This window comes from Streptococcus cristatus (assembly GCF_003943465.1).
Lineage (GTDB): Bacteria > Bacillota > Bacilli > Lactobacillales > Streptococcaceae > Streptococcus > Streptococcus cristatus_C.
The window spans coordinates 44,200-68,499 of sequence record NZ_RJPR01000002.1 but is presented as its reverse complement, the minus strand read 5'-3'; the positions used below and the strand labels follow the sequence as shown (position 1 = coordinate 68,499).

At 41.1% G+C, this 24,300-nt stretch carries 28 protein-coding genes and 1 pseudogene; 28 read left to right on the top strand and 1 reads right to left on the bottom strand.

Annotation, left to right across the window (positions count from 1 at the left end; genetic code table 11):
- Positions 1-7: 7 nt before the first annotated feature.
- The 26 genes from D8793_RS02835 to D8793_RS02710 all read left to right on the top strand — a co-directional run bounded on the left by D8793_RS02835 (position 8) and on the right by D8793_RS02710 (position 22,388).
- The gene (locus tag D8793_RS02835; protein ID WP_125370504.1) at positions 8-616 is read left to right on the top strand and encodes a hypothetical protein; all 609 of its coding nucleotides are present in this window, start codon (positions 8-10) and stop codon (positions 614-616) included.
- Positions 613-1,242: a hypothetical protein gene (locus D8793_RS02830; RefSeq protein WP_125370503.1), complete on the top strand. Its 630-nt coding sequence runs from the start codon at positions 613-615 to the stop codon at positions 1,240-1,242. Before D8793_RS02835 ends, D8793_RS02830 begins: the two co-directional genes overlap by 4 nt.
- The gene (locus tag D8793_RS02825; RefSeq protein ID WP_125370502.1) at positions 1,239-1,850 is read left to right on the top strand and encodes a hypothetical protein; all 612 of its coding nucleotides are present in this window, start codon (positions 1,239-1,241) and stop codon (positions 1,848-1,850) included. The genes D8793_RS02830 and D8793_RS02825 overlap by 4 nt, the downstream gene beginning before the upstream one ends.
- Positions 1,847-2,473 (top strand): hypothetical protein, encoded by a 627-nt coding sequence (locus tag D8793_RS02820; protein ID WP_125370501.1) that lies wholly within the window; start codon positions 1,847-1,849, stop codon positions 2,471-2,473. The genes D8793_RS02825 and D8793_RS02820 overlap by 4 nt, the downstream gene beginning before the upstream one ends.
- Entirely contained in the window at positions 2,470-3,102 is a 633-nt protein-coding gene (locus tag D8793_RS02815) for a hypothetical protein (RefSeq protein ID WP_125370500.1), read from the top strand. Before D8793_RS02820 ends, D8793_RS02815 begins: the two co-directional genes overlap by 4 nt.
- Positions 3,099-3,710, top strand: coding sequence for a hypothetical protein (locus tag D8793_RS02810; protein ID WP_125370499.1), 612 nt, complete (start codon positions 3,099-3,101; stop codon positions 3,708-3,710). Before D8793_RS02815 ends, D8793_RS02810 begins: the two co-directional genes overlap by 4 nt.
- The gene (locus D8793_RS02805; protein ID WP_260471104.1) at positions 3,707-3,865 is read left to right on the top strand and encodes a hypothetical protein; all 159 of its coding nucleotides are present in this window, start codon (positions 3,707-3,709) and stop codon (positions 3,863-3,865) included. Before D8793_RS02810 ends, D8793_RS02805 begins: the two co-directional genes overlap by 4 nt.
- Positions 3,866-4,088: 223 nt before the next feature.
- Positions 4,089-4,778, top strand: coding sequence for a tRNA (adenine(22)-N(1))-methyltransferase (locus D8793_RS02800; RefSeq protein ID WP_125370498.1), 690 nt, complete (start codon positions 4,089-4,091; stop codon positions 4,776-4,778).
- On the top strand, positions 4,765-5,562 hold the full coding sequence (locus tag D8793_RS02795) for a Nif3-like dinuclear metal center hexameric protein (protein ID WP_125370497.1): 798 nt from the start codon (positions 4,765-4,767) through the stop codon (positions 5,560-5,562). The genes D8793_RS02800 and D8793_RS02795 overlap by 14 nt, the downstream gene beginning before the upstream one ends.
- A gap of 11 nt (positions 5,563-5,573) precedes the next feature.
- Complete coding sequence (locus D8793_RS02790; RefSeq protein ID WP_125370496.1) at positions 5,574-6,677, top strand: NAD(P)/FAD-dependent oxidoreductase; 1,104 nt, start codon at positions 5,574-5,576, stop codon at positions 6,675-6,677.
- 279 nt (positions 6,678-6,956) lie between these two features.
- Positions 6,957-7,727, top strand: a complete 771-nt coding sequence (locus tag D8793_RS02785; RefSeq protein WP_260471256.1) for a hypothetical protein — start codon at positions 6,957-6,959, stop codon at positions 7,725-7,727.
- Positions 7,728-7,825: 98 nt separating this feature from the next.
- The gene (locus D8793_RS02780) at positions 7,826-8,296 is read left to right on the top strand and encodes an 8-oxo-dGTP diphosphatase (RefSeq protein ID WP_125370494.1); all 471 of its coding nucleotides are present in this window, start codon (positions 7,826-7,828) and stop codon (positions 8,294-8,296) included.
- 176 nt (positions 8,297-8,472) lie between these two features.
- Positions 8,473-9,342 (top strand): glucose-1-phosphate thymidylyltransferase RfbA, encoded by an 870-nt coding sequence (gene rfbA, locus D8793_RS02775; protein WP_061422743.1) that lies wholly within the window; start codon positions 8,473-8,475, stop codon positions 9,340-9,342.
- 4 nt (positions 9,343-9,346) lie between these two features.
- On the top strand, positions 9,347-9,940 hold the full coding sequence (locus D8793_RS02770; RefSeq protein ID WP_125370493.1) for a dTDP-4-dehydrorhamnose 3,5-epimerase family protein: 594 nt from the start codon (positions 9,347-9,349) through the stop codon (positions 9,938-9,940).
- A gap of 241 nt (positions 9,941-10,181) precedes the next feature.
- A complete protein-coding gene (gene rfbB / locus D8793_RS02765; protein ID WP_125370492.1) occupies positions 10,182-11,228 on the top strand; it encodes a dTDP-glucose 4,6-dehydratase in 1,047 nt (348 codons plus the stop codon).
- A gap of 181 nt (positions 11,229-11,409) precedes the next feature.
- A complete protein-coding gene (locus D8793_RS02760) occupies positions 11,410-12,012 on the top strand; it encodes a hypothetical protein (protein ID WP_125370491.1) in 603 nt (200 codons plus the stop codon).
- A gap of 211 nt (positions 12,013-12,223) precedes the next feature.
- Positions 12,224-12,517, top strand: a complete 294-nt coding sequence (locus D8793_RS02755) for a cupin domain-containing protein (RefSeq protein WP_005590484.1) — start codon at positions 12,224-12,226, stop codon at positions 12,515-12,517.
- A gap of 115 nt (positions 12,518-12,632) precedes the next feature.
- A complete protein-coding gene (gene hemW, locus D8793_RS02750; protein ID WP_125370490.1) occupies positions 12,633-13,763 on the top strand; it encodes a radical SAM family heme chaperone HemW in 1,131 nt (376 codons plus the stop codon).
- A 3-nt stretch (positions 13,764-13,766) separates the two neighbouring features.
- The gene (locus tag D8793_RS02745) at positions 13,767-14,504 is read left to right on the top strand and encodes an acyl-[acyl-carrier-protein] thioesterase (protein WP_125370489.1); all 738 of its coding nucleotides are present in this window, start codon (positions 13,767-13,769) and stop codon (positions 14,502-14,504) included.
- 10 nt (positions 14,505-14,514) lie between these two features.
- A complete protein-coding gene (locus D8793_RS02740; RefSeq protein ID WP_125370488.1) occupies positions 14,515-15,285 on the top strand; it encodes a TIGR01457 family HAD-type hydrolase in 771 nt (256 codons plus the stop codon).
- A complete protein-coding gene (locus D8793_RS02735) occupies positions 15,278-15,904 on the top strand; it encodes a TIGR01906 family membrane protein (RefSeq protein ID WP_125370487.1) in 627 nt (208 codons plus the stop codon). The genes D8793_RS02740 and D8793_RS02735 overlap by 8 nt, the downstream gene beginning before the upstream one ends.
- 16 nt (positions 15,905-15,920) lie before the next feature.
- Complete coding sequence (locus tag D8793_RS02730; protein ID WP_125370486.1) at positions 15,921-16,892, top strand: CPBP family intramembrane glutamic endopeptidase; 972 nt, start codon at positions 15,921-15,923, stop codon at positions 16,890-16,892.
- A gap of 145 nt (positions 16,893-17,037) precedes the next feature.
- Positions 17,038-17,781: a DeoR/GlpR family DNA-binding transcription regulator gene (locus D8793_RS02725; protein ID WP_125370485.1), complete on the top strand. Its 744-nt coding sequence runs from the start codon at positions 17,038-17,040 to the stop codon at positions 17,779-17,781.
- Positions 17,778-18,689, top strand: coding sequence for a 1-phosphofructokinase (pfkB, locus tag D8793_RS02720; RefSeq protein ID WP_125370484.1), 912 nt, complete (start codon positions 17,778-17,780; stop codon positions 18,687-18,689). The genes D8793_RS02725 and pfkB overlap by 4 nt, the downstream gene beginning before the upstream one ends.
- Entirely contained in the window at positions 18,686-20,668 is a 1,983-nt protein-coding gene (locus D8793_RS02715) for a PTS fructose transporter subunit IIABC (protein ID WP_125370483.1), read from the top strand. Before pfkB ends, D8793_RS02715 begins: the two co-directional genes overlap by 4 nt.
- A gap of 328 nt (positions 20,669-20,996) precedes the next feature.
- Positions 20,997-22,388: a vWA domain-containing protein gene (locus tag D8793_RS02710; protein ID WP_125370482.1), complete on the top strand. Its 1,392-nt coding sequence runs from the start codon at positions 20,997-20,999 to the stop codon at positions 22,386-22,388.
- A 159-nt stretch (positions 22,389-22,547) separates the two neighbouring features.
- Here the strand turns inward: D8793_RS02710 and D8793_RS12100 are convergent.
- Positions 22,548-22,916: pseudogene (locus D8793_RS12100) on the bottom strand (transposase); the annotation flags it as partial.
- A 148-nt stretch (positions 22,917-23,064) separates the two neighbouring features.
- Between D8793_RS12100 and D8793_RS02705 the strand changes: the two are divergent.
- Together D8793_RS02705 and D8793_RS02700 are read left to right on the top strand one after the other, a co-directional pair.
- Positions 23,065-23,439: a DUF1149 family protein gene (locus D8793_RS02705; protein WP_005590470.1), complete on the top strand. Its 375-nt coding sequence runs from the start codon at positions 23,065-23,067 to the stop codon at positions 23,437-23,439.
- Positions 23,440-23,441: 2 nt separating this feature from the next.
- Positions 23,442-24,290, top strand: coding sequence for a DegV family protein (locus D8793_RS02700; RefSeq protein WP_125370702.1), 849 nt, complete (start codon positions 23,442-23,444; stop codon positions 24,288-24,290).
- Positions 24,291-24,300 lie beyond the last annotated feature (10 nt).

The following is a 24,300-nucleotide window of genomic DNA, read 5'->3' as shown; positions in this document are numbered from 1 at the left end:
GTGAACAATGAAATTATATTTAAAAGGTGATTATACAAAAAGAGTACCTTATGGTTATTTAGAACTAGCTGGTAAAATGTGGTTTCCAGAAGATGAGCAAATTTCTTACTCAAATGCTGGGAACAATGATGCATTACAAGAAGATTTTTTCTCAAATTTATCCTTGAGGAAAGGCACTGCCGATAAGAGATGGTCTAGTGTCCCCCTAAAGGAAGGGGTACGAAGACTCTTTTCACATATTAAGGAAAGTATTGAAATTAATTTTGAAGATGCATTTGCTACGGATTATAATGAAAAGGGAGACTATCTCCGTATTTTAACCACCCATCTAGAAGTTTTGACAGTTGATAAACGAGCTATGTACATTATGGCGCTTGAGATTGCAAAGGTGATTGATGGGCAAATTAGCGAGGATAATAAGGCTAGCTGGTTGACAATCGAGGAGTTTAAAAGAAAACATGAGGATATTCTATCTCTAACTTTTGATGAAGCAAATGAACGAAGTTTGACTGAAATTCAAACGATGGATGTGGTAGACGACCCTCTTTGGGAGGAAGAAGCCACTCGTCGAAAAGAATATATACTAGCACATGGAGGCGATATCTCAGATTTATGAGACTATACATCAAAGGTGATTATGCTAAAAAAATAACATTTACTACTAGAGAACTAGTTTGGAAGATGTGGTTTAAGGAACGGAATGGCAAGAAAATAAGTTACTCCAACGTTGGTGATGATGAGATGCTGCAAGAAGATTTTTATTTCGGAGCAGAGTTGCGCAAATGGGCTTCAGTTGATGAAAGATGGGATAAGGCTCCTTTTATAATTCCGAGCAATCCTTGGTTGTCCTTGCAATATGAAGATATTGAACTTGAATTTGAACATGCCTTTATTTCCGACGACCGCGAAAAAGGAGAGTTTCTTCGAATTGCCTCAACTCATGTAGATATTTTAATGGTTGACAAGCGCGCTTTATACGTTATGGCTATTGAAGTAGCATCTGCCATTGATGGTCAGATTAGCGAAGACGGCAAGCAAAGTTGGCTAAGTGTAGAAGAATTTAAGGAATATCACAAGGATGTTCTTTCACTGACTTATGATGAAGCTGTTGAAATCAGTTTGGAAGAATTAAAGACAATGGTACCGGTAAGAGATCCTCTATGGGAAGAGGAGGAACGGCTTCGAGAAGAATATATCAAAATCCACGGTGAACGTGTTTATGACGATGAGGAAGATGAGTGAGACTATATCTTAAAGGCAACTACGAAACTAGTATTTACCAAAACTGTATGGAATATCCTTGGAAAATGTGGTTCAAGGAACGTAAGGGAGTGAAAGTTGGATTTTCTTATGCACGTGATGATGACTTCTATTTTAGCGTTAGTTTGGATAAATTTTCTTCAAATGATGAGCGTTGGGGAATGACTGATTTTAAAATAGGAGATAATCTATGGAGTTCATTTAAATATGAGTATCTAATATTGGATTGTGAAGATTCCTATGAAAGCGATGGGCGAGAAAAAGGAGACTATCTTCGAATCATCACGACTCATAAGGATATTCTAACGGTTGATAAGCGAGCTCTCTATATCATGGCGATTGAAGTAGCATCTGCCATTGACGGTCAAATCAGCGAAGACGACAAAGAAACATGGCTGAGTATTGAAGAATTTAAAACGAAACATGCAGACCTGCTGAATTTGACCTACGACGAAGCAGTCGATATTAGTTTAGAAGAGATAAAGGTTATGAAAGCCATTGACGAGCTACTCTGGGAAGAATTGGATAGGAAGCGCGAGGAGTATATCCAAATCCATGGAGAGGTAGAGTTGGACGACGAGGAAGAATGAAATTATATTTAAAAGGCGATTATACTAGAAAAGTGCCATTTGGCTACAGAGAACTCGCATGGAAGATGTGGTTTAAAGAAAGAAATGGTCAAAAAATAAGTTTCTCAAATGTCGGAGATGATGAGATGCTACAAGATGACTTCTATCTATCTTTACGGCTAGATAAGTGGGGAGCAAGTGGTTCTCGTTGGAAAGATGCCAAGGTTAAAGGTGGCAGTGCAATCAATTCCCAATTGTATGAAAATATTGATTTGGATTATGAAGGAAGTTATGAAAGCGACGGTAGAGAAAAGGGAAAATACCTAAGAATCGCTTCGAATTATCTAGATGTATTAACAGTTGATAAACGAGCTATGTATATTATGGCACTCGAAATTGCGACTGCGATTGATGGGAAAATTAGTGAAGATGATAAGAAAACATGGCTAACAGTCGAGGAATTCAAGGAAAAGCACCAAGATATCTTATCTCTGACTTTTGATGAAGCAAATGAGATGAGCTTAGAAGAAATTCAGACGATTGACGCTATTGACGAACCCATCTGGGAAGAATTGGATAAGAAGCGTGAAGAATACATAGCTATCCATGGCGAACGTGTTTATGACGATGAGGACGACGAGTGAGAATTTACATCAAAGGTGATTACACTAAAGAAATTCCATTTGATTACTTAGAATTAGCGAAGAGAATGTGGTTTGAAAATTATCAAGGAGAAGGCATCCCTCTCTCCTATTCTGGTTTTCTTAAAATCAGAGATAGGAATGATATAGCCATTCATCTAAAACTAGATAAACAGGATTATGATGAACGTTGGTTGCATGTTCCGATACAAGAAGGGCTAAAATATCGCTTTTTTTCACAAATTGATGAAGACCTAAATTTGGAATTTGAGCATGCTTATGTAACAGATTTTCGCGAAAATGGAGACTGTTTACGTTTGGCCTCTACCCATCTTGAACTGCTCACTCTTGATAAAAGAGCGTTCTATATCATGGCTATTGAGATTGCCACAATCTTTAATGGACAAATTGGCGAAGATGACAAGAAAACATGGCTAACAATTGAGGAATTCAAGGAAAAACACGAATATATCTTATCTCTAACCTTTGAGGAGGCAAATGAGATGAGTTTGGAAGAAATTCAAACGATTGATGCTATTGACGATCCCATCTGGGAAGAATTGGATAGGAAGCGCGAAGAATATATCAAAATCCATGGTGAACGAGTTTATGACGATGAGGAAGATGAGTGAGACTATATCTTAAAGGCAACTACGAAGCTAGTATCTATCAAGCTAGTATGGAATATCCTTGGAAAATGTGGTTCAAAGAACGAAAAGGTGTGGAAGTTTGTTTTTCTTACGCACGTGATGATGATTTTTATTTTAGCGTTAGTTTGGATAAATTTTCTTCGAATGATGAGCGTTGGGGAATGGCTGATTTTAGAGTAGGCAACGACCCTTGGGCGACTTTTAAGCGTGAAAATATAAATTTAAATTTTGAAGATTCCTATGAAAGCGATGGACGAGAAAAAGGAGACTATCTACGAATCATCACGACTCATAAGGATATTCTAACTGTTGATAAGCGAGCTCTCTATATCCTAGCAATTGAGGTGGCAACTGCTATTGACGGTCACATCAGCGAAGATGACAAGGAAACTTGGCTGAGTATTGAAGAATTTAAAACGAAACATGCAGAACTGTTGCATTTGACCTACGACGAAGCGGTCAATATTAGTTTAGAAGAGATAAAGGTTATGAAAGCCATTGACGAGCCACTCTGGGAAGAATTGGATAGGAAGCGCGAGGAGTATATCCAAATCCATGGAGAGGTAGAGTTGGACGACGAGGACGAATGAAATTATATTTAAAAGGTGATTATACAAAAAGAGTACCTTATGGTTATCTAGAGCTTGCTGGCAAATGTGGTTTCCAGAAGAAAAGCAAGTATCTTACTCAAATGCTGGAGACAATGAGCAACTACAAGAAGATTTTTTCTCAAATTTATCCTTGAGGAAAGGCACTGCTGATAAGAGGTGGATGTTACTTATAATGTTGAAGGGGATTCCTTTACTCCTCTTGCTATTGAGAAAAAACTCACTATTCTATAAGTGTTAAACGATTTGATGGGGAAGCTTAATTTAGATAGAAGGTACAAATAGCTAAAACAAAATAATTTCACTTGATGACACAGAAATGATATACTGAATAGAAGAACGTTTAGAAAAGAGTAAGCAATGCAAAAAAAGACTATTTCTCAACGCTTGGAGCGAGTAGCTGCTTTTGTTCCAGATGGGGCAAAGCTGCTGGATGTTGGGAGCGATCATGCCTATCTGCCTATTTACCTGATTCAGCAGGGACGGATTGAGAAGGCTCTGGCCGGTGAAGTGGTAGAGGGGCCTTTTCAGTCTGCCCAGAAAAATGTGGCAGAGCATGGGCTGACGGAGCAGATTGAGGTTCGCTTGGCCAATGGTCTGGCGGCTTTTGAAGCGGAAGACCAGATTGACACTATCGTCATCGCTGGCATGGGCGGTCGCTTGATTTCAGAGATTTTGGAAAATGGCAGAGCTAAGCTTGCGTCCGTTTCCCGCTTGATTTTGCAGCCCAATAATCGAGAGGATGAGCTCCGCAGCTGGCTGGTATCTAACGGCTTTCGTTTGCTGGCTGAGGATATCTTAGAAGAGGCTGGTAAGTTTTACGAAATCCTAGTGGCTGAGGCAGGCCAGCAAACTTTGACAGAGCAAGAAAAGCGCTTCGGCCCTTTTTTATTAGAGCAACAATCATCTGTATTCAAACAAAGATGGCAGAAAGAACTGAAGAAATTTGAAGAAGCTTTAGCCCATATCCCAGAAAAAAATGAGCTAGAACGCTCTGCTATGTCCCAAAAAATCAACAGTATCAAGGAGGTACTCCATGTTAGCAAGTGAGATCATCGCCCGTTATGAAGCCTATTGCCCGCAAGAATTGTCCATGGAGGGCGACATTTCAGGCCTGCAAATCGGAACTTTGGACAAAGAAGTGGACAAGGTTCTAGTGGCATTGGATATTCGTGAACAGACAGTGGCGGAGGCTATTGAGGCTGGTGCTGGACTGATTATTGTTAAGCATGCGCCTATTTTTCGCCCGCTCAAGAACCTAGTGGCAGATAAGGCGCGAAATCAAATCATTCTAGAACTCATCAAGCATGATATTGCTGTTTATGTCAGCCATACCAATATTGATGTTGTGGAGGATGGACTAAATGATTGGTTCTGCCAATTATTGGATATTGAGGAGACAAGTTTTCTCAGTCAGACAAGCCCAGAACATGGTATTGGTCGTGTGGGGAAGATTGTGCCTCAGACTTTTGGGGACTTTGCGGCTAAGGTCAAGGCAAGTTTTGGACTAGATAGTGTGCGTCTGGTCACTTATGAAGAAGCGGATCTCGAACGTGTGATTGATCGTGTGGCTATTTGTGGTGGTAGCGGTCAGTCCTTTTATCCAGAGGCCATTGCTAAGGGAGCGCAAGTCTACATTACAGGTGATATTTACTATCACACAGCTCAGGAAATGCTGACAGAAGGGCTTTTGGCGCTTGATCCTGGACACCATATCGAAGTTCTATTTACGGAAAAATTGAAAGAAAAATTTGATACTTGGAAGGCAGAAGAGGGATGGGAGATTGAGATTATGGCTAGTCAGGCTTGGACCAATCCTTTCCGACATATTTGAGAGGGAGCGACATGAAAAAAGTAGCAGTGATTGGTGCTGGGATTGTCGGATCAACAGCGGCTTACTATCTGTCCAAATCCCCAGATGTGGAGGTGACTGTCTTTGATGACGGTAAGGGGCAGGCAACCAAGGCAGCTGCAGGCATTATCAGTCCTTGGTTTTCCAAGCGTCGCAACAAGGCTTGGTATAGGATGGCGCGTCTGGGCGCTGATTTTTATCAGGACTTGATTGCGGAACTGAAAGATGCTGGAATCCAGACAGACTTTTACCAACAGACAGGTGTTTATCTGCTGAAAAAGGACGAGAGCAAGCTGAAGGAACTTTATGATTTGGCTGCTAATCGTCGTGAAGAGTCGCCCTTAATAGGGGAATTGAGTCTTCTCGGTCGTCAGGAAGCGCAGGAGAATTTTCCAGACCTGCAAGGCTTTGAGCGACTTCTCTATGCTTCCGGCGGTGCCCGTGTGGAGGGAGCGCTCTTGACGGAGACGCTTCTGAAAGCCAGCAAGGCAGAATTGGTTGAGAAAAAGGTAAGATTGACAGTAGAAGGAGAGCAACTTCTTGTGGACGGACGCAGCTTTGACTGTGCCATCTTAGCTGTGGGTGCTTGGCTGGGAGAAATCTTGCAGCCACTGGGCTATGAGACAGATGTTCGACCGCAAAAGGGACAGCTGCGTGATTTTAAGCTGGCTGAAAAGACGGATGACTACCCTGTTGTGATGCCTGAGGGCGAGCTGGATATCATTCCTTTTCTAGCAGGTAAGGTGAGTGTTGGTGCCAGTCATGAAAATGATCAGGGCTTTGATTTGACGGTAGATAAGACGGTGCTGAATCAGTTGCAGCAAGAAGCGGAAACTTATTTGCTGAGGTTGGCTACTGCAGAGATTCTAGGCGAGCGCGTGGGAACGCGGGCTTATACCAGCGACTTCTCTCCTTTCTTTGGCGCTGTGCCAGACTTACCGCATGCCTACGCAGCCAGCGGTCTAGGCTCTTCTGGTCTGACAACTGGTCCGATCATCGGGCGCCAATTAGCTCAGCTGGCTTTAGGAGAAGCGGGGCTGCTGAATCCAGCAGACTATCCTATTGAACGGTACGTGGAGAAAGAAGAAGGCACTTAAGGAAAACAAATGATTATAATATTTCTCATTTTACTTTTACTAGTAATATCAATATCAATTTCAATCCCACTTATTCTATTTACTAGACACAAAAGTCGTTCTCAACATCCTCTTATTGCTCAAAATAATGGAGGAAATCAGGAACTAGCAAAGAATACAAAAAAGAAAATAGGCTTCGGTGTTTTGGGCTGTTTCCTATCTAGTGTGGTGATCGTTTTTCTCATGGCTCTTGTCTCTATGTTTCTGAATTTCATAGATATGTGGGGAGTTTTTGTACGAGTGCCGAAATATGAAATAGTACAGGCTGTTCAGCGCTCTTATGAGAAGAGTGGTTTTGAAGGGACGGTCAGAGTTTTAGATGCTAATAAAAACTATACCTCTTTTGCTGGTTATTTAGTCAGTGCTGAGTATTCTGAGGAAATTGAGGGGAAAACGGTTAAGATCGGTGACCGAATTGAGTACTACATCTCTCGGGATGAGAAATATGGAAAAACGGATATTGACCTACAGCTTGAAAAGGGATATGCGATTTATCAAGCTTTTCCTAGTATCGCTTATAGGGGACTAGAGCTGAGTCCGGGCTATAGTGAAACTTTAGAAACTGTAAAAGATAGCTTCACAAGAGCAGATAAGAAGAAACTATATCTAGAATCCCTTGATTTTATGATAGATAAGGATGCGCCAAATATTGATGCATACGAGGCCCTGATAAAGAAGAATCAGGCAGAAGGCCAGCCTTTGCAGGGCTTATATCCAATTCCTATTTCTGACATGTTGGAAAAAGAGGCTCTTGCCATTGAAATGAAGGTAATTTTGAACGTGGAGCAAGACGATGGATCTATCATTAGTATTGGCCAAGACCAGAAGAATGACGATAAAATCAAGCAGATTTTACAAGAGCAACTAGATTTAACGAAGCTACCAAATGCACGCTATCTTATGGCCATTAGTGTCGGGAAACATAGTAAGTATTCTGGATTTGGTAAATACGAAGTCATTGTTCAAAATCATCAGATCGTTCGATTTTCTATCCAAAATAAAGAATATTGAGTTGGAATAATTTTTTTTGGAGCTTGTGTTCAATTACAGCTTGTGCTTGTGCAAATGTATGATTTAAAGTTACTAGTTCCATGTGGAGAAGGTTTGATATGACAGAAACTATTTTGAATTGGGTCAATATTTGTGTAAAAAAAGATGATGAAATTTTACTGCTTAATCGCCAGCATGATAACTTTAAAGGGTGGATACAACCTGGCGGGAAGGTGGAGTTTCCAGAATCTTTTTTCGAAGCTGCAAGGCGCGAATTAAAAGAAGAAACAGGGCTGACTGCTCTAAACTTGGAATTGAAGGGAATTTCAGGTTTCACTAATCCGAGTAAAAAAGAACGGTATGTGTATTACGATTTTCTTTGTACTGCCTTTGAGGGGCAAGTTAGGGGAAACGATCATGAAGGGGAGTCCAAATGGTGGAAGATTTCGGAACTTGATCAAATAGATATGCAGAACGACATACGTGAACGTTTGCCTCTCTACTGGAGGAAAGGCTCTTTCGAGCGGATTCATTACTGGAATGAGGAAAAACACTGTATCGGGGAAACCAAGACGATTTTGTATGATTGATTTCAGAGAATAAGGAGAAGTTATGGACTGGTTACGATCGCAGCCTGTGGTTATGCAGGCGTTCTTGGCTGGGCTTTTTACATGGGGTTGCACTATTATTTAAAGAGAGTGAAAAGGGTGACATCCGCTTTCAAAAATGGTAAAATAAAGGGAATACATTAAGAGAGGAAACTCATATGAAAGGTATTATTCTTGCAGGTGGTTCTGGTACACGTTTGTATCCATTGACCCGCGCTGCGTCAAAACAGCTCATGCCGGTTTATGACAAACCCATGATTTATTATCCACTGTCAACTCTTATGCTGGCTGGTATCAAGGACATCTTGATTATCTCCACTCCGACGGATCTGCCTCGTTTTGAGGATCTGCTGGGTGATGGCTCTGAGTTTGGTATCAAGCTCTCTTATGCAGAGCAGCCAAGTCCGGACGGATTGGCACAAGCCTTTATCATTGGGGCTGATTTCATTGGCGATGACAATGTAGCGCTGATTCTTGGGGATAATATTTACCATGGACCAGGTTTAAGCAAAATGCTCCAAAATGCTGCTGCTAAGGAAAAAGGAGCAACTGTCTTTGGCTACCATGTCAAGGATCCAGAACGCTTTGGTGTTGTAGAATTTGATGAAAATATGAATGCTATCTCCATCGAAGAAAAACCAGAACAGCCGCGCTCTAACTATGCAGTAACAGGACTGTATTTCTACGATAACGATGTTGTAGAGATTGCCAAGAATATTAAGCCAAGTCCTCGCGGAGAACTGGAAATCACTGACGTTAACAAGGCTTACTTGGATCGTGGCGATTTGTCTGTTGAGCTTATGGGACGTGGTTTTGCCTGGTTGGATACAGGTACCCACGAAAGTCTCTTAGAGGCAGCTCAATATATCGAAACAGTTCAGCGTATGCAGAACGTGCAGGTGGCAAATCTGGAAGAAATTGCCTATCGTATGGGCTACATCACTAAAGAGCAAGTGCATGAATTGGCGCAGCCATTGAAAAAGAATGAATACGGACAATACTTGCTCCGTTTGATTGGAGAAGCATAAGAAGATGACAGAACAATTTTTTGATAAGGAATTCGCAGCGCGTGAAGTTCCCGGAATTCCTGGAATGCTAGAATTTGATATCCCTGTTCGCGGGGACAACCGAGGCTGGTTTAAGGAAAATTTCCAAAAGGAAAAAATGCTGCCGCTAGGCTTTCCTGAAAGCTTCTTTGCAGAAGGAAAACTGCAAAATAATGTCAGCTTTTCTCGTAAAAATGTCCTGCGTGGGCTTCATGCTGAGCCTTGGGACAAGTATATCTCTGTTGCAGATGACGGTAAGGTGCTGGGTTCTTGGGTAGACCTGCGTGAAGGTGAAACCTTTGGTAACACCTACCAGACAGTAATTGATGCCAGTAAGGGGATTTTTGTGCCACGCGGCGTAGCCAACGGCTTCCAAGTCCTTTCTGACACCGTTTCTTATAGCTATCTGGTGAATGACTATTGGGCTTTGGAACTTAAACCGAAGTATGCCTTTGTCAACTATGCAGATCCAGCTCTAGGCATCCAGTGGGAAAACCTAGAAGCAGCAGAAGTCTCAGAAGCAGACAAGAACCATCCATTACTCAAGGATGTAAAACCACTAAGAAAAGAAGATTTGTAAGAAGAATTCTTTTCTGACGCATTAATTTATATTGAAATATATGATTTAGCTCAGCTCTAATCCGAGCGAAGCGAATTAAAGAAATGATTGCCGCTGTGGTGTAAGTCATGTAACAAATTGTTTAGTTTGTTACATGACAGGGGATTTTTGAGACATTAGGCTCAAAAATAAGCAATGAAACCGGAGGTTTGCTTGCGTCCCCACCACTTAAGGCAATTATAAAAAAGTTTAAGGAATAAAAATGACTGAATACAAAAAAATTATCGTGACAGGCGGAGCTGGTTTTATCGGTTCTAACTTTGTCCACTATGTTTATAATAACTTTCCAGATGTTCATGTGACTGTGCTGGACAAGCTGACTTACGCGGGTAATCGTGCCAATATTGAAGAAATTTTAGGCGACCGTGTTGAGTTGGTTGTTGGAGATATCGCTGATGCAGCCTTGGTAGATAATCTGGCAGCTGAAGCTGATGCTATCGTTCACTATGCGGCAGAAAGCCACAATGACAACTCGCTCAATGACCCGAGTCCATTTATCCATACCAACTTCATCGGAACTTACACACTTTTGGAAGCAGCTCGTAAGTACGACATTCGTTTCCACCATGTGTCGACTGACGAGGTTTATGGAGACTTGCCTCTGCGTGAAGACTTGCCAGGTCATGGAGAAGGTCCAGGTGAGAAATTTACGGCTGAAACCAAGTACAATCCAAGCTCGCCTTACTCATCAACCAAGGCAGCTTCAGACTTGATTGTCAAAGCTTGGGTGCGTTCATTTGACGTCAAAGCGACTATTTCTAACTGTTCAAATAACTATGGTCCTTACCAGCACATTGAGAAGTTCATTCCGCGCCAAATCACCAATATCTTGAGCGGTATCAAGCCAAAACTTTACGGTGAAGGTAAAAACGTCCGTGACTGGATTCATACCAATGACCATTCATCAGGTGTTTGGACGATTCTGACCAAGGGTCAAATCGGTGAAACTTACTTGATCGGTGCTGACGGTGAGAAGAATAATAAGGAAGTGCTGGAGCTGATTCTCAAGGAAATGGGACAGCCAGCTGATGCTTATGACCATGTGACAGACCGTGCCGGCCACGACCTTCGCTATGCCATTGATGCCAGCAAGCTCCGCGATGAGCTAGGATGGAAGCCCGAGTTCACCAACTTTGAAGCAGGTCTCAAAGAGACAATCAAGTGGTACACAGACAACCAAGACTGGTGGAAATCTGAAAAAGAAGCAGTAGAAGCTAATTATGCTAAGACGCAACAAGTGATTAAGTAAGTCTTCTTATACAGGCAATATATGACTAAGAGGCTGGGATTATTTGTCCCAGTCTTTTTTATAGTATTGTTAGTCTTTTAATCTCTTTGTTACAGAAAATGATGTAAAAATAGTGTAAAATGAGATAAATCCTTTCTGTGTTTTAAGCCAAGGATATTTCTCAAAGTAAAGGAAGACAAAAATGAAATTGATCAAAAGATTGGTAGGGATTGTCTTGGTGCTGTTGCTTGCAGCAGTGCTATTTCTGGTTCCTTCTTCTATCAATCCGAATGAACAACTAAAAAATGTTCAAGCTAATACTTCGTGGGAAAGTATGATTGAGCCGACTTTGAACAATGCTAATGTAACGGCTCAGGGAGTCAGCACAGAAGTCTCTCTAAACAGTATCCAGCTTAATCAGCTTCTCAAGTCTTCGCTGACTGATAGTGATAATCAGGAACTGCTAAATGGAGCTTACAGTATTGAAGGCAATAAGCTGCGCATCCAGTATCCGGTTAAGCTGTTTTTTATTGATAGTAAGCTAGATCTAGAGGTGGATGTGACGGTGAAGGGGAGTGCCTTATACATCACAATCGATAGTGCCAAGCTAGGCATCCTTCCTATCCCTAAATCTTGGGTGACTGGCATGCTGAAGCAGCAACTGCAGACCTCTAATTCTACTATCACGACGGAGGGAGATAGTTTCCTTCTATCTCTGCCGCAGAGCCCATTCAGCATTGACGAAATCAGCCTGCAGAATGGAGTTGCTAAAATCCAGATCAGTATGGCTTATGGAATTCAATGATTTTAAAATCTAATTTAAACCAAATTTCTAGATTGAAGAAAAGATCTATTTTAGATGACGTTCTTCAATCTTTTTATATTTAAGAAAATTAATCGAATAGAGCATGATGAAAATACCATATTTTGTAACTTTGTAGGTAGTAATTAGGAATATTAAAAAATTCAGACAATTCTTCGGAATTATGCTAAAATGAAGAAAAGGAGGGAAAACGATGAAATTTTACTCAATAGATCCAAATGTTGATGTGGTTGAAACTCCGGTCGAAGAGCAAGGACGTCTCATCCGACATTTGCACCTTGCTAAAGGAAAACAAATCCCTGAGCATAGCGCAGATGCTCTTGTTACAGTTGTCTGTCTAGAAGGAAAAGTGGATTTTACTGCCTTAGGAGAAACTGTACAATTGGTACCGGGAAGTTTTCTGACTATGGAGCCGAATGAACTTCATAGTTTATATGGCGTAGAAGAGAGCCATGTTTTAGTGATTCAGCAGTTGCTTTATCCGTGATCTGCTCGAACAGAGTCTCTTTCAACATTAACTCAAGAAATTTTTCTATTTCTTGAGTTTTTTATTCTATTTTCCAAGGGGACTTTGTCGCTAATTTTATGCTATAATAAATACTATGCAAACTAAACCGACTTCTGCCTATGTGCATATTCCTTTTTGTACTCAGATTTGTTATTACTGCGATTTTTCTAAGGTTTTTATCAAAAATCAGCCGGTAGATAGTTATCTGGAGCATTTGATTGAGGAGTATGATTCTTACGATATCAAAAAGCTCCGTACTCTCTATATCGGAGGGGGAACTCCGACAGCTCTATCTGCACCTCAATTAGCCTTTTTGTTGGAAAAGTTGGCAGATAAGTTGGACTTGTCTTATCTAGAAGAGCTGACCATTGAAGCCAATCCTGGGGACTTGGATCAGGAAAAGATTGCTGTACTAAAAGACTCGCCTGTCAATCGGGTTTCTCTGGGCGTGCAAACCTTTAATGACCGCATGCTCAAGCAGATCGGCCGCAGTCACTTGGAAAAGGACATCTATGAGAACATTGCCAATCTCAAAAAAGCAGGTTTTGATAATATTTCAATCGATCTGATTTATGCACTGCCCAAGCAGACTATGGAAGATGTGAAAATCAATGTAGCCAAGGCTATTGCCCTGGATATTCCCCACATGAGCTTGTACAGCTTGATTTTGGAGAATCATACGGTCTTCATGAATCGGATGCGGCGTGGGAAGTTGCCTCTGCCCAAGGAAGACTTGGAAGCAGAGATGTTTGAATACATTATAGCTGAGCTGGAAAAGGCCGGCTTCGAGCATTACGAGATTTCCAACTTTTCCAAGCCAGGCTTTGAGAGCCGCCACAATCTCATGTATTGGGACAATGCGGAATATTATGGTATTGGAGCGGGAGCGTCTGGCTACGTTAATGGTGTTCGCTATAAAAATCACGGCCCCATTCGTCATTATCTGCAAGCGGTGGAAGCGGGCAATGCCCGTGTGCAGGAAGAAGTGCTGACGCTGCATGAAAAGATGGAAGAAGAGATGTTCCTGGGATTGCGTAAGAAGTCGGGTGTTTCTAAAAAACGTTTTGAGGAAAAATTCGGTCTTTCCTTTGAAGACCAGTACGGTGCTGTCGTGTCTGAGCTAACTGAGCAGGGTTTGCTAGTCCCGGATAGAGACATCGTACGCATGACTAAAAAAGGCCTCTTTTTGGGCGATACGGTTGCTGAGAAATTTATAATGGAGTAAATCATGGGCTTAACTTACCAAATGAAAATGAAAATTCCTTTTGATATGGCGGATATGAATGGCCATATCAAGCTGCCTGATGTCATCCTGCTGTCCTTGCAGGTATCAGGCATGCAGTCGATTGAGCTCGGCGTCAGTGACAAGGACATGCTGGATCAGTATAATCTAGTCTGGATTATTACGGACTACGATATTGATGTAACACGACTGCCACGATTTGCAGAGGAGATTACCATTGAAACAGAGGCTTTGACCTACAATCGGCTCTTTTGCTACCGTCGCTTCACGATTTTTGATGAAGCGGGTGAGGCTATTATCCAGATGATGGCAACCTTTGTCCTTATGGATCGTGATAGCCGCAAGGTTCATGCAGTTGAACCGGAGATTGTAGCACCATATCAATCAGAGTTTTCCAAGAAATTACTGCGTGGCCCTAAATATCCAAACTTAGAAGATCCTGTCAGCAAGGACTATCATGTGCGCTTTTACGACTTGGATATGAACGGACATGTCAACAATAGCAAGTATCTGAACTGGATTTTTGAGGTCATGGGGGCAGATTTCCTTACCCAGCATATTCCTCAGAAAATCAACCTGAAGTATGTCAAGGAAGTCCGACCGGGCGGCATGATTGCCTCTAGCTATGACCTAGAAGGCCTGCAGAGCACTCACCAGATTTCCAGTGACGGCGAAGTCAATGCGCAAGCTATAATCACTTGGCAAGAGATTGAAAAAGATTAGAAAGTAATGTATGACTTATAAAGGATATTTGATTGATTTAGATGGGACGATTTATAAGGGAAAGAGCCGAATTCCGGCTGGCGAAGCCTTTGTGCATGAGTTGCAGAAGCGCAAGATTCCCTATCTTTTCGTGACCAATAATACCACGCGCACGCCAGAAGCAGTGCAGACCATGCTGGCTGCAAACTTCAATATTGAGACGCCACTTGAAACTATTTACACAGCTACTTTAGCTACCATCGATTATATGCAGGAGAAAAATCTGGGCAAAAAAGTCTATGTCATTGGTGATGTCGGACTGAAACAGGCCATTGAAGAAGCTGGATATATAGAAGACACAGAAAATCCAGACTATGTAGTAGTGGGGCTGGACTGGGAAGTGGATTACGAGAAGCTGACAATAGCAACTCTGGCCATTCAAAAGGATGCTCACTTTATCGGAACCAATCCAGATCTCAACATTCCGACTGAGCGAGGTCTGCAGCCAGGAGCAGGTGCTATCAATGCCCTCTTGGAAGCAGCCACTCGGGTTGAGCCGACCTTTATAGGCAAGCCTAATGCTATCATCATGGAAAAAGCCATAGAGCATCTAGGGTTGGCGCGTGAAGAAGTGGTCATGGTGGGGGATAACTATTTGACAGATATTCGAGCGGGAATCAACAATGGCATTCCGACACTCTTGGTTACGACAGGCTTTACCCTGCCAGAAGAGGTGCCCAATCTGCCTATCCAACCGACGCATGTCTTGTCCAGTCTAGCGGAGTGGGACTTCGATGCGTGATAAGTTGAGATTTTCAGCCAGCGTCTTGTGCTTGCTAGCAGCATCCATTTTGTTGACCATTTACCTAGCTTGGTTGTTTTACCCGCTGGAAATTTCCTATTTCGCTTTGCCCGATAAGGTTCATTTGAAAGCAGAGACCATCCAGTATAATTTCAACATTTTGATGAATTACCTGACCAATCCTTTTAGTCAGAAGCTGGTAATGCCTGATTTTCGTTCGTCGGCAGCAGGTCTGCATCATTTTCAAGCGGTCAAGTATCTTTTTCACTTGGCGCAAGCTATTTTTCTAGTTACTCTGCCGGCTTTGATTTTCTTTATCAAAAAAGTGGTCAAAAAAGGATTTTTAGCTCTTTATCAAAGAAGTTTGTTTTTCTTGAGCGTATTGCCCTTCGTCATGATTTGCTTGGCTGGCTTGATTGGTTTTAACAATTTTTTTACGCTCTTTCATCAAGTGCTTTTTGTGGGAGATAATACATGGCTATTTGATCCAGCCAAGGATCCAGTCATTTGGATTTTGCCAGAAGAATTTTTCATGCACGCCTTTATTCTTTTTGCTCTTCTTTATGAAGGAATCTTTTTAAGTTTGTATTTTTTCAGTAGAAAGACTCGTAGTCAATAATAACAAAGGAGAATTTATGAATACGTTACCTGAGCCTTTAAATCCCAAGAAAGATTTGGGGAGATTTTCAGCAAGCTGCTTCACTTATTCTATCGTGATGCTAGTGGTTGTCATACTTTATACTGTCTTTTCCTATTTCTTTGTTCTTTTTCAGCAGGGCTTTGATATAGGTAAGACTGAGGAATTTGTGAAAAGTTTTATGGATAAAGATGGCGGTTCCTACATTATAGCTTCTTGTGTGGGAGTGCTTATTTTCACGATTTTCAGGGGCAAGCAGCTTTTCACTCGAGATTTGCGCAAGAAAAATAAGAAAATGACAGCCAAAGTCTTCTTCTTCATGATTTGCTTCTTGTTTTTCTCTCAGCTGTTTAGCACTGTGACAAGTCAAATCATGAATGCTATTTTGTCTCTCTTTGGTTTGGATCTTTCTGAGATTTTATCACAGGCTTTTAGCTCTCATTCAATCACCATGTTTATCTATACAACGATCATGGCACCGATTACGGAGGAGATTATTTTTCGAGGAGCAGGCTTGCGAGCTTTGGAAAAGCACGGAAAAGTCTTTGCCATTGTCATGACGGCTCTTCTTTTCGGACTATTTCATGAAAATCTCTATCAGCTTTATTTTGCTGCTATGATTGGTCTGGGATTTGGTTACATCGCTTTTGAATATTCCATTTTCTGGGTGATCTTCTTCCATATTTTCAATAATTTGGTCATCGCAGAGGGGCTTGATTTCCTGACCAACTATATCCCAGAAAGCATCGTGAATCTGATAAATTATGGATTGATGACTGCAGGAACAACAGTAGTATTGATTGTACTCATCCTAAATAGGTCGAAAATTAAAGCTTATATTGCTGAAAATAGATCTCAGCCGGGGACATATAAGCAAGCTCTTAAATCAGTCTGGTTCTGGGTATTTTCAATCTTATGTGTGCTTGCTGCCTTTTTACCAATTCTTCTTGTCTATATCACTACAAGATAATAAAGAAATTAAAAGAAGTCTAACAGGCTTCTTTTTTCTATATTCAAACAAATGATTAATTTTGATAGAAAGCGAAAGAAAATGCTTGACTTTGGAATTTAATCTTGTATAATAGAACTGTAATCGATTGCAGAGGAGGTATTCTATGCTGAAGTCGAAAAGAAAGCAGCTGATTCTCGAGAAAGTTATGAAAGATAAATTTGTTTCTTTAGAGTATCTAGTAAAAGCTTTAGACACTTCAGAATCAACTGTTAGAAGAGATTTAGATGAGCTTGAAAGCGAGCGGAAGTTGAGGCGTGTGCATGGTGGTGCCGAGAGTCTTCACTTTTTGCAGGAGGAAGAAAGCAATCAAGAAAAATCTATCAAAAACATTCAAGAAAAAACCAAGATTGCTCAAAAAGCAGCCAGCTTGATTCAAGAATACGATGTCATTTTTATTGATGCAGGGACGACCAATGAACTCTTAGTCAATGAATTGCACGATCCGAGCGTGACGGTGGTGACAAACTCTATCCATCATGCGACTAAGTTGGTGGAGCGCAACATTCCCACTGTGATTATTGGCGGTGTCGTGAAACGGTCGACAGATGCCAGTATCGGCGGTGTCGCTCTAAATCAAATCGGACAACTAAATTTTGACAAGGCTTTTATCGGAATGAATGGAATTGACGATGGATTTTTCACGACTCCGGATATGGAAGAAGGAGCAGTGAAACGCGCTATTCTCGAAAATGCTAAGAGAACTTATGTTTTGGCTGATGCTTCAAAGTTAGGTCAGACATCTTTTGCAAAAGTGGCACCAGTATCGCGGGCAAGGCTCATTACAAACCAAACTGAATCTGAAGTGATTCAAAAGATTAAAGAAAAAACGGAGGTAATAGAAGCATGATTTATACAGTCACACTTAATCCATCCATTGACTATATCGTTCGCTTGGACCAAGTTCAAGTCGGGAGTGTCAATCGTATGGACAGTGATGATAAGTTTGCTGGTGGGAAAGGAATCAATGTCAGTCGTGTCTTGAAACGCTTAGATATTCCAAATACAGCGACTGGATTTATCGGAGGTTTTACTGGTAAATTTATCACTGATACTCTGGCAGAAGAGGAAATCGAGACGCGTTTTGTCCAAGTAGCAGAAGATACTCGCATCAATGTTAAAATCAAAGCAGACCAAGAAACAGAAATCAACGGGACTGGTCCAAATGTGGAACCAGCTCAGCTAGAAGAATTGAAAGCTATCTTATCTAGTTTGACAGCAGAAGATACGGTTGTGTTTGCGGGTTCAAGTGCTAAGAACCTAGGCAATGTTATCTATAAGGATTTGATTGCATTGACACGCCAGACTGGTGCGCAAGTTGTTTGTGACTTCGAAGGTCAGACCTTGATTGATAGTTTGGATTACCAGCCACTTTTGGTCAAACCAAACAATCACGAACTTGGAGCTATCTTTGGAGTGAAACTCGAAAGTTTGGACGAAATCGAGAAATACGCTCGTGAGTTACTGGCCAAAGGTGCTCAAAACGTCATTATCTCCATGGCTGGCGACGGTGCCCTTCTTGTCACATCTGAGGGAGCTTACTTTGCCAAACCTATCAAGGGAACAGTGAAAAATTCAGTCGGAGCTGGCGACTCTATGGTTGCCGGATTTACAGGTGAATTTGTCAAATCCAAAGATGCAGTAGAAGCCTTCAAGTGGGGAGTCGCTTGCGGAACGGCAACTACCTTCTCGGATGACTTGGCAACAGCGGAATTTATTAAAGAAACATATGAAAAAGTTGAGGTAGGAAAACGATGAAAATTCAAGACCTATTGAGAAAAGATGTCATGTTGCTAGATTTGCAGGCAACTGAAAAAACAGCTGTCATCGAAGAGATGATTAAAAGCTTGGTCGATCACGGTTATGTGACGGATTTCGAAACTTTTAAAGAAGGAATCTTAGCGCGTGAAGCTCTAACTTCCACTGGTTTGGGTGACGGAATTGCTATGCCTCACAGCAAAAATTCTGCTGTCAAAGAAGCGACTGTTCTCTTTGCTAAGTCAAACAAGGGTGTTGACTATGAAAGTTTGGATGGTCAGCCAACTGATCTCTTCTTCATGATTGCAGCTCCAGAAGGTGCCAATGATACTCACTTGGCAGCCTTGGCAGAATTGTCTCAATACTTGATGAAAGACGGTTTTGCTGACAAATTGCGTAAAGTATCTTCGCCAGATGAAGTTATTGCTCTCTTTGACCAAGCTTCAGAAAAAGCAGAAGAGCCTGCAACTGTTGCTCCTGCCAACGAATCTGGCGACTTCCTCGTAGCCGTTACAGCTTGTACAACGGGGATTGCCCATACTTACATGGCCCAAGAAGCCCTTCAAAAAGTGGCTGCTGAAATGGGCGTTGGCATTAAGGTTGAAACCAACGGTGCTAGCGGTGTTGGCAACAAACTGACAGCAGAAGACATCAAAAAAGCTAAAGCAGTCATTATCGCTGCAGACAAGGCTGTTGAGATGGATCGTTTTGACGGCAAAGCATTAATCAAACGTCCCGTTGCGGATGGTATTCGTAAGACGGAAGAACTGATCAATCTGGCTCTTTCAGGGAAAGCTGAAGTATACAAGGCTACTAATGGTGGAGCAGTAGAAGAAAACAATGAAAAACTTAGTCTGGGAGCTGCATTCTATAAGCACCTAATGAGCGGTGTTTCTCAAATGTTGCCATTCGTTATCGGTGGCGGGATTATGATAGCGATCTCATTCTTGCTTGACCAGGGGGTTCCTAAAGACCAATTGGGTCACTTGGGGAATTATAATGGTTTGTCAGCTCTCTTCAATCAGATTGGTGGAGCAGCCTTTGGCTTCATGGTTCCCGTATTAGCTGCTTATATCGCTTATTCTATTGCCGAAAAGCCTGGATTGGTAGCTGGTTTCGTAGCAGGGGCAATTGCAAAGGCAGGTATTGCTTATGGAAATATTCCTGTATACAAAGATCTTGCAAATAAAACCCCAGAACAAGTTCAAGAAATCTTGCAAGCTCTTGCTAAATCTCAAGTCTCATCAGGCTTCCTTGGTGCCCTGGTAGGTGGTTTCTTAGCTGGTGGTATTGTACTATTGCTTAGAAAATACATCAAGGTTCCTCGTTCACTTGAAGGTGTTAAATCTATTCTTCTTCTCCCTTTGTTAGGTGTTGCTCTTACCGGATTTGCTATGTTGGCAGTAAACATTCCGATGTCAGCGATTAATACAGCTCTTAATGACTTCCTTATGAGCTTGAGTGGTACATCAGCAGTTATTCTTGGACTTCTGGTAGGAGGAATGATGGCTGTCGATATGGGTGGGCCTGTTAATAAGGCTGCTTATACTGTGGGTACTCTTTCTTTGGCTGAATCATTGACAAGTGGTGGTTCAACTGTTATGGCGGCTGTTATGGCAGCTGGCATGGTTCCGCCTTTAGCAGTGTTCGTAGCAACAATTCTTTTCAAAAATAAATTTACAGAAGAAGAGCGTGACTCTGGAATTACCAATATCGTTATGGGACTATCTTTCATCACAGAAGGAGCGATTCCATTTGGAGCTGCTGACCCAGCCCGTGCAATTCCAAGCTTTATCGTCGGTTCAGCTCTTACAGGTGCACTTGTCGGTCTGTCTGGCATCAAACTTATGGCTCCTCACGGAGGAATCTTCGTTATCGGTTTGACTAACAACCCAATCCTTTACCTTGTGTATGTTTTGATTGGTGCAGTAGTCAGCGGTATTCTTTTCGGATATTTGCGTAAACCACTTGAAAAATAAAACATATGCGAAAGAATCTTGATGCTTTATCAAGATTCTTTTTGCATCTTCTAGAATCTTGATAGGCAGAGGTCTCATTGTTAGGTGAAATAAAAGGAAATGAAATCTTGATAAAAACTTTACTTACAGAAATAAAATAAGAAGCGTTCTTTGGATTAATATCTATACCATGTTTTGAAAATAATTTCAAGAATTGAATTTGTTATCAAAGAGAATCTAGAATCTGATTTTAGTAAATATAGCAAGTTGTTCCGAACATTAGATCATATTTGACAAATCCCCTTGATATTGATATAATATAGTCAAAATTTATTAAAGGAGAATACTTATGAAAAATAAGAAGCGTTCTTTATTTTGGAAATGCAAATCTGTTTTATTTTCAGTTGCCCTAGCATCTGTTTTTACAGCAGTTACACAAGCTGATGCTGATGAGGTAAATAAGCCAAGTCAAGCTGCTAATGAGCTAGCTCAAGTAAGCTCAAATGAACTTGCTGCTAAAACAACTCAGGCTAATCAACAACTTTCTGAGACAGCCAAAGAGATTCAAGAAAAGGTTAATACTCCAGTAGTGCCAATTGATAAGGCTAAACCTGGTGATGTAGTGAAAGTATCTACTACTTCTACTGATGTCAAAGTGGATACGAAAGAAAATGAAGCTGGTACAGAAGCTGTTGCTAAAGCAGAGGCTTCTGTGAGTGTTGAGACAACTAGTGTAGCTGCTAAAGGAACTGCTGTTGGAGAAAAAGCGCCAGTTGCTACATCAAAGACAGTTACCGATCATGTTGATACGGATGAGTATGTAGCTGATGTTACTCAGACCATCAAGAAGACAACATTTGAAAAAGTGATGAAAGAAGCAGATGTGACAATTACGAAGCAATCGTCTGGTTCTGCTGACATCGTTTTTACTATTGATAAGTCAGGTTCAATGGGTTCATCTATTCAGAATGTTATGCAAAATATTGAGGCTTTTGTCCGTGATTTGGCTAGTAAAAAGGTTGATGCTCGTCTTGGCTTAATCGCGTATGAGTCTGCTAAGGATGTTCAATATTTCGATTTTAATGGGTCTAAATTCACTAAGAATGTAGAAGAGTATATTAAGGCTCTTAGATCTATTCAAACAGGCGGTGGAACAGAAGAGCCTACAGCCCCTCTTCATCATATTGCAACTTCAAAAGATTACGATTGGTCTACAGCTTCTAATAATCGTCGTTTTGCTTTCTTGATTACTGATGAAAGTATTGATTTCAGTACTCCAGGTATTCCAACAGTAGAAGAAACTCTGAAAGCTCTTAAAGCGGCTGATATTTCCCTGTCGGTTGTGGGTGTAGAATACGAAAAAACGACTTTTAAACCTCTAGTTGAAGGAACAAAAGGTCTTTACCTTGATATCCGTCAAGAATTTTCTAGTCTTTTAAATCGTGATTTTACAAATCATGTTGTTAAGACTGTCCAAGAAGGACGTGTTTACCGCATTGTGACAGAGAAATATGACTTCTTGGCAGAAGCACATGTCGTACTTAAGCAAAAAGCTCCAGCTCCTACAGTAGCGAAACCTATTGGAAGTACGAAGCCAGTTTATCATACTACATCAATTTCTAATAAGGTGGCTGAATTACCAAAAACTGGGGAGCAAGTTTCTTCAGGTTTGGCTGTAGTTGGAGTAGCATTAGTTGCAGTAGCTTCAGGATTGACTATTGGTGCTAAGAAAAAAGACTAATAGAGTCATGGATAAAGTAAGTTTTACTTGCTTTTCGAAAGTGATATAAGTCATGTGAGAAAAAGTCTTGGTTTTGTACAATACAGAACTAAGGCTTTTTGCTTTTTTGTTAACTTGTAGCTGGGTGATGTTAGTTAACATTGATTTCTTTATTGATCAATACATAGGAAAGGATGGGCGATAAAAACGTTTATTCCTTAGTTTTTGACTATCTTGTTGGATGAATTTCCAGCATCGTTTTATTGTCTTGTAATCGCGAGATTTTTGATCAAATTGTTTCATGATTTGGATGTGAAGGCAGTCCATAGTCTGATTTAGGTGTTGTACATGTGAAAGCGATCGAGGACAATTTAAGCAGAAAGAAAGAGATCCTTAGCTATGTTGTAGTATACCCATGGCAATAACTATAAGTCCGTTTCGAACCAGTCTGGAATAGCGCCAAAATCAATTACAAGTAGTTACTTGAGCACATCCATCTAAGGTAGTTATAATCTTTCTTGAATTGAAGTCTTGCGCAATAAAACTTATTTAAAAATGCTAAATTAAAGATTTGCTTACACTTGTGCAATGTTAGGAGAAGTTTTTTATCTATTTGTTGGGTAGGCTCCTTTTTTACATAGAAACTTTCCTTAAATTATGTTATAATGGACTATCGTATATTTTTAGGAGAATAGTAATGGAATTACAACGTGAACAAGAATTTGTCAGCCAATATCATTTTGATGCACGCAATTTTGAATGGGAAAAAGAAAATGGAACACCTGAAACAAAAGTTGACGTGAATTTTCAGCTGATTGAAAGAAATGAAGAAAAGAATTCAACATCCATGATTGTGATTTTGACTTTCATGATTGTGTTTGATCGTTTTGTAATTAGTGGAACGATTACACAGACAAATCATATTCAAGGACGTTTGGTGCAGGAACCTAGTGAGTTTGAGCATGAAGAAGTGGAAGAATTGGCGCGTCCTTGCTTGACTATGCTCAATCGCTTGACTTATGAAGTAACTGAGATTGCGCTAGATTTACCAGGTATTAATTTGGAGTTCTAATGATGAAATTAGCGGTTATAACGGATTCGTCCGCTTTTTTACCGGATAGCCTTCGTGGAAATGACCATCTTTTTGTTCTCGATATTCCAGTAGTGATTGCTGGAGAGACTTATGTGGAAGGAAAAAATCTGACAGCCAGTGACTTTTATGAAAAAATGGCTGCTGCAGATGATTTGCCAAAGACAAGTCAGCCTAGTGTGGCAGAGTTAGAGGAGACGTTGACGCGTCTTGCTAGCGAGGATTACACGCATGTGCTGGGGCTCTTTTTATCCAGTGGGATTTCAGGATTTTATCAAAATATCCAGTATCTCAAGGACGAGTTTCCTGACTTGAAAATCGCCTTCCCTGATTCAAAAATCACTAGTGCTCCGCTGGGGCTCATGGTCGAAAATGCTTTGACTTGGGCTGCGGAAGGACAGGATTTTGAAGAGATTTTTCTCAAGATTCAGAGACAAATTGATGGAACCAGTGCCTTTATCATGGTTGACGATCTCAATCATCTGGTTAAGGGCGGTCGCTTGTCCAATGGCGCAGCTATTTTGGGAAATCTCCTAAGTATCAAGCCGATTCTGTATTTTAACGATGCAGGTGTCATTGAAGTTTTTGAAAAGATTCGGACAGAAAAGAAAGCGATTAAGAGATTGATTGAAGTGGTGGAGGAAAAAACTGCCTCTGCTTCCTATCAAGTCATGGTGATTCACGGGAATGCTGAAGAGAAGGCGGAAAGCTTACGCCAGCAGCTGATAGAGGCTGGCATAGCGGACGATATTCCTCTGGCTACCTTCGGTAGTGTGATTGGAACTCACTTGGGCGAGGGTAGTATCGCTTTGGCCTACATTCCGCTGGTCTAGAGTTTTGCAG

Bases quoted from the DNA above. Each gene is read 5' to 3' on its own strand.
- D8793_RS02795 (WP_125370497.1), top strand. From the start codon at position 4,765: ATGTTAGCAAGTGAGATCATCGCCCGTTATGAAGCCTATTGCCCGCAA.
- D8793_RS02710 (WP_125370482.1), top strand. From the start codon at position 20,997: ATGAAAAATAAGAAGCGTTCTTTATTTTGGAAATGCAAATCTGTTTTA.
- D8793_RS02715 (WP_125370483.1), top strand. From the start codon at position 18,686: ATGAAAATTCAAGACCTATTGAGAAAAGATGTCATGTTGCTAGATTTG.
- D8793_RS02700 (WP_125370702.1), top strand. From the start codon at position 23,442: ATGAAATTAGCGGTTATAACGGATTCGTCCGCTTTTTTACCGGATAGC.
- D8793_RS02800 (WP_125370498.1), top strand. From the start codon at position 4,089: ATGCAAAAAAAGACTATTTCTCAACGCTTGGAGCGAGTAGCTGCTTTT.
- D8793_RS02770 (WP_125370493.1), top strand. From the start codon at position 9,347: ATGACAGAACAATTTTTTGATAAGGAATTCGCAGCGCGTGAAGTTCCC.
- D8793_RS02735 (WP_125370487.1), top strand. From the start codon at position 15,278: ATGCGTGATAAGTTGAGATTTTCAGCCAGCGTCTTGTGCTTGCTAGCA.
- D8793_RS02725 (WP_125370485.1), top strand. From the start codon at position 17,038: ATGCTGAAGTCGAAAAGAAAGCAGCTGATTCTCGAGAAAGTTATGAAA.
- D8793_RS02745 (WP_125370489.1), top strand. From the start codon at position 13,767: ATGGGCTTAACTTACCAAATGAAAATGAAAATTCCTTTTGATATGGCG.
- D8793_RS02830 (WP_125370503.1), top strand. From the start codon at position 613: ATGAGACTATACATCAAAGGTGATTATGCTAAAAAAATAACATTTACT.
- D8793_RS02835 (WP_125370504.1), top strand. From the start codon at position 8: ATGAAATTATATTTAAAAGGTGATTATACAAAAAGAGTACCTTATGGT.
- rfbA (WP_061422743.1), top strand. From the start codon at position 8,473: ATGAAAGGTATTATTCTTGCAGGTGGTTCTGGTACACGTTTGTATCCA.
- D8793_RS02705 (WP_005590470.1), top strand. From the start codon at position 23,065: ATGGAATTACAACGTGAACAAGAATTTGTCAGCCAATATCATTTTGAT.
- D8793_RS02740 (WP_125370488.1), top strand. From the start codon at position 14,515: ATGACTTATAAAGGATATTTGATTGATTTAGATGGGACGATTTATAAG.
- D8793_RS02780 (WP_125370494.1), top strand. From the start codon at position 7,826: ATGACAGAAACTATTTTGAATTGGGTCAATATTTGTGTAAAAAAAGAT.
- D8793_RS02755 (WP_005590484.1), top strand. From the start codon at position 12,224: ATGAAATTTTACTCAATAGATCCAAATGTTGATGTGGTTGAAACTCCG.
- D8793_RS02760 (WP_125370491.1), top strand. From the start codon at position 11,410: ATGAAATTGATCAAAAGATTGGTAGGGATTGTCTTGGTGCTGTTGCTT.
- D8793_RS02790 (WP_125370496.1), top strand. From the start codon at position 5,574: ATGAAAAAAGTAGCAGTGATTGGTGCTGGGATTGTCGGATCAACAGCG.
- hemW (WP_125370490.1), top strand. From the start codon at position 12,633: ATGCAAACTAAACCGACTTCTGCCTATGTGCATATTCCTTTTTGTACT.
- rfbB (WP_125370492.1), top strand. From the start codon at position 10,182: ATGACTGAATACAAAAAAATTATCGTGACAGGCGGAGCTGGTTTTATC.
- D8793_RS02730 (WP_125370486.1), top strand. From the start codon at position 15,921: ATGAATACGTTACCTGAGCCTTTAAATCCCAAGAAAGATTTGGGGAGA.
- D8793_RS02820 (WP_125370501.1), top strand. From the start codon at position 1,847: ATGAAATTATATTTAAAAGGCGATTATACTAGAAAAGTGCCATTTGGC.
- D8793_RS02805 (WP_260471104.1), top strand. From the start codon at position 3,707: ATGAAATTATATTTAAAAGGTGATTATACAAAAAGAGTACCTTATGGT.
- pfkB (WP_125370484.1), top strand. From the start codon at position 17,778: ATGATTTATACAGTCACACTTAATCCATCCATTGACTATATCGTTCGC.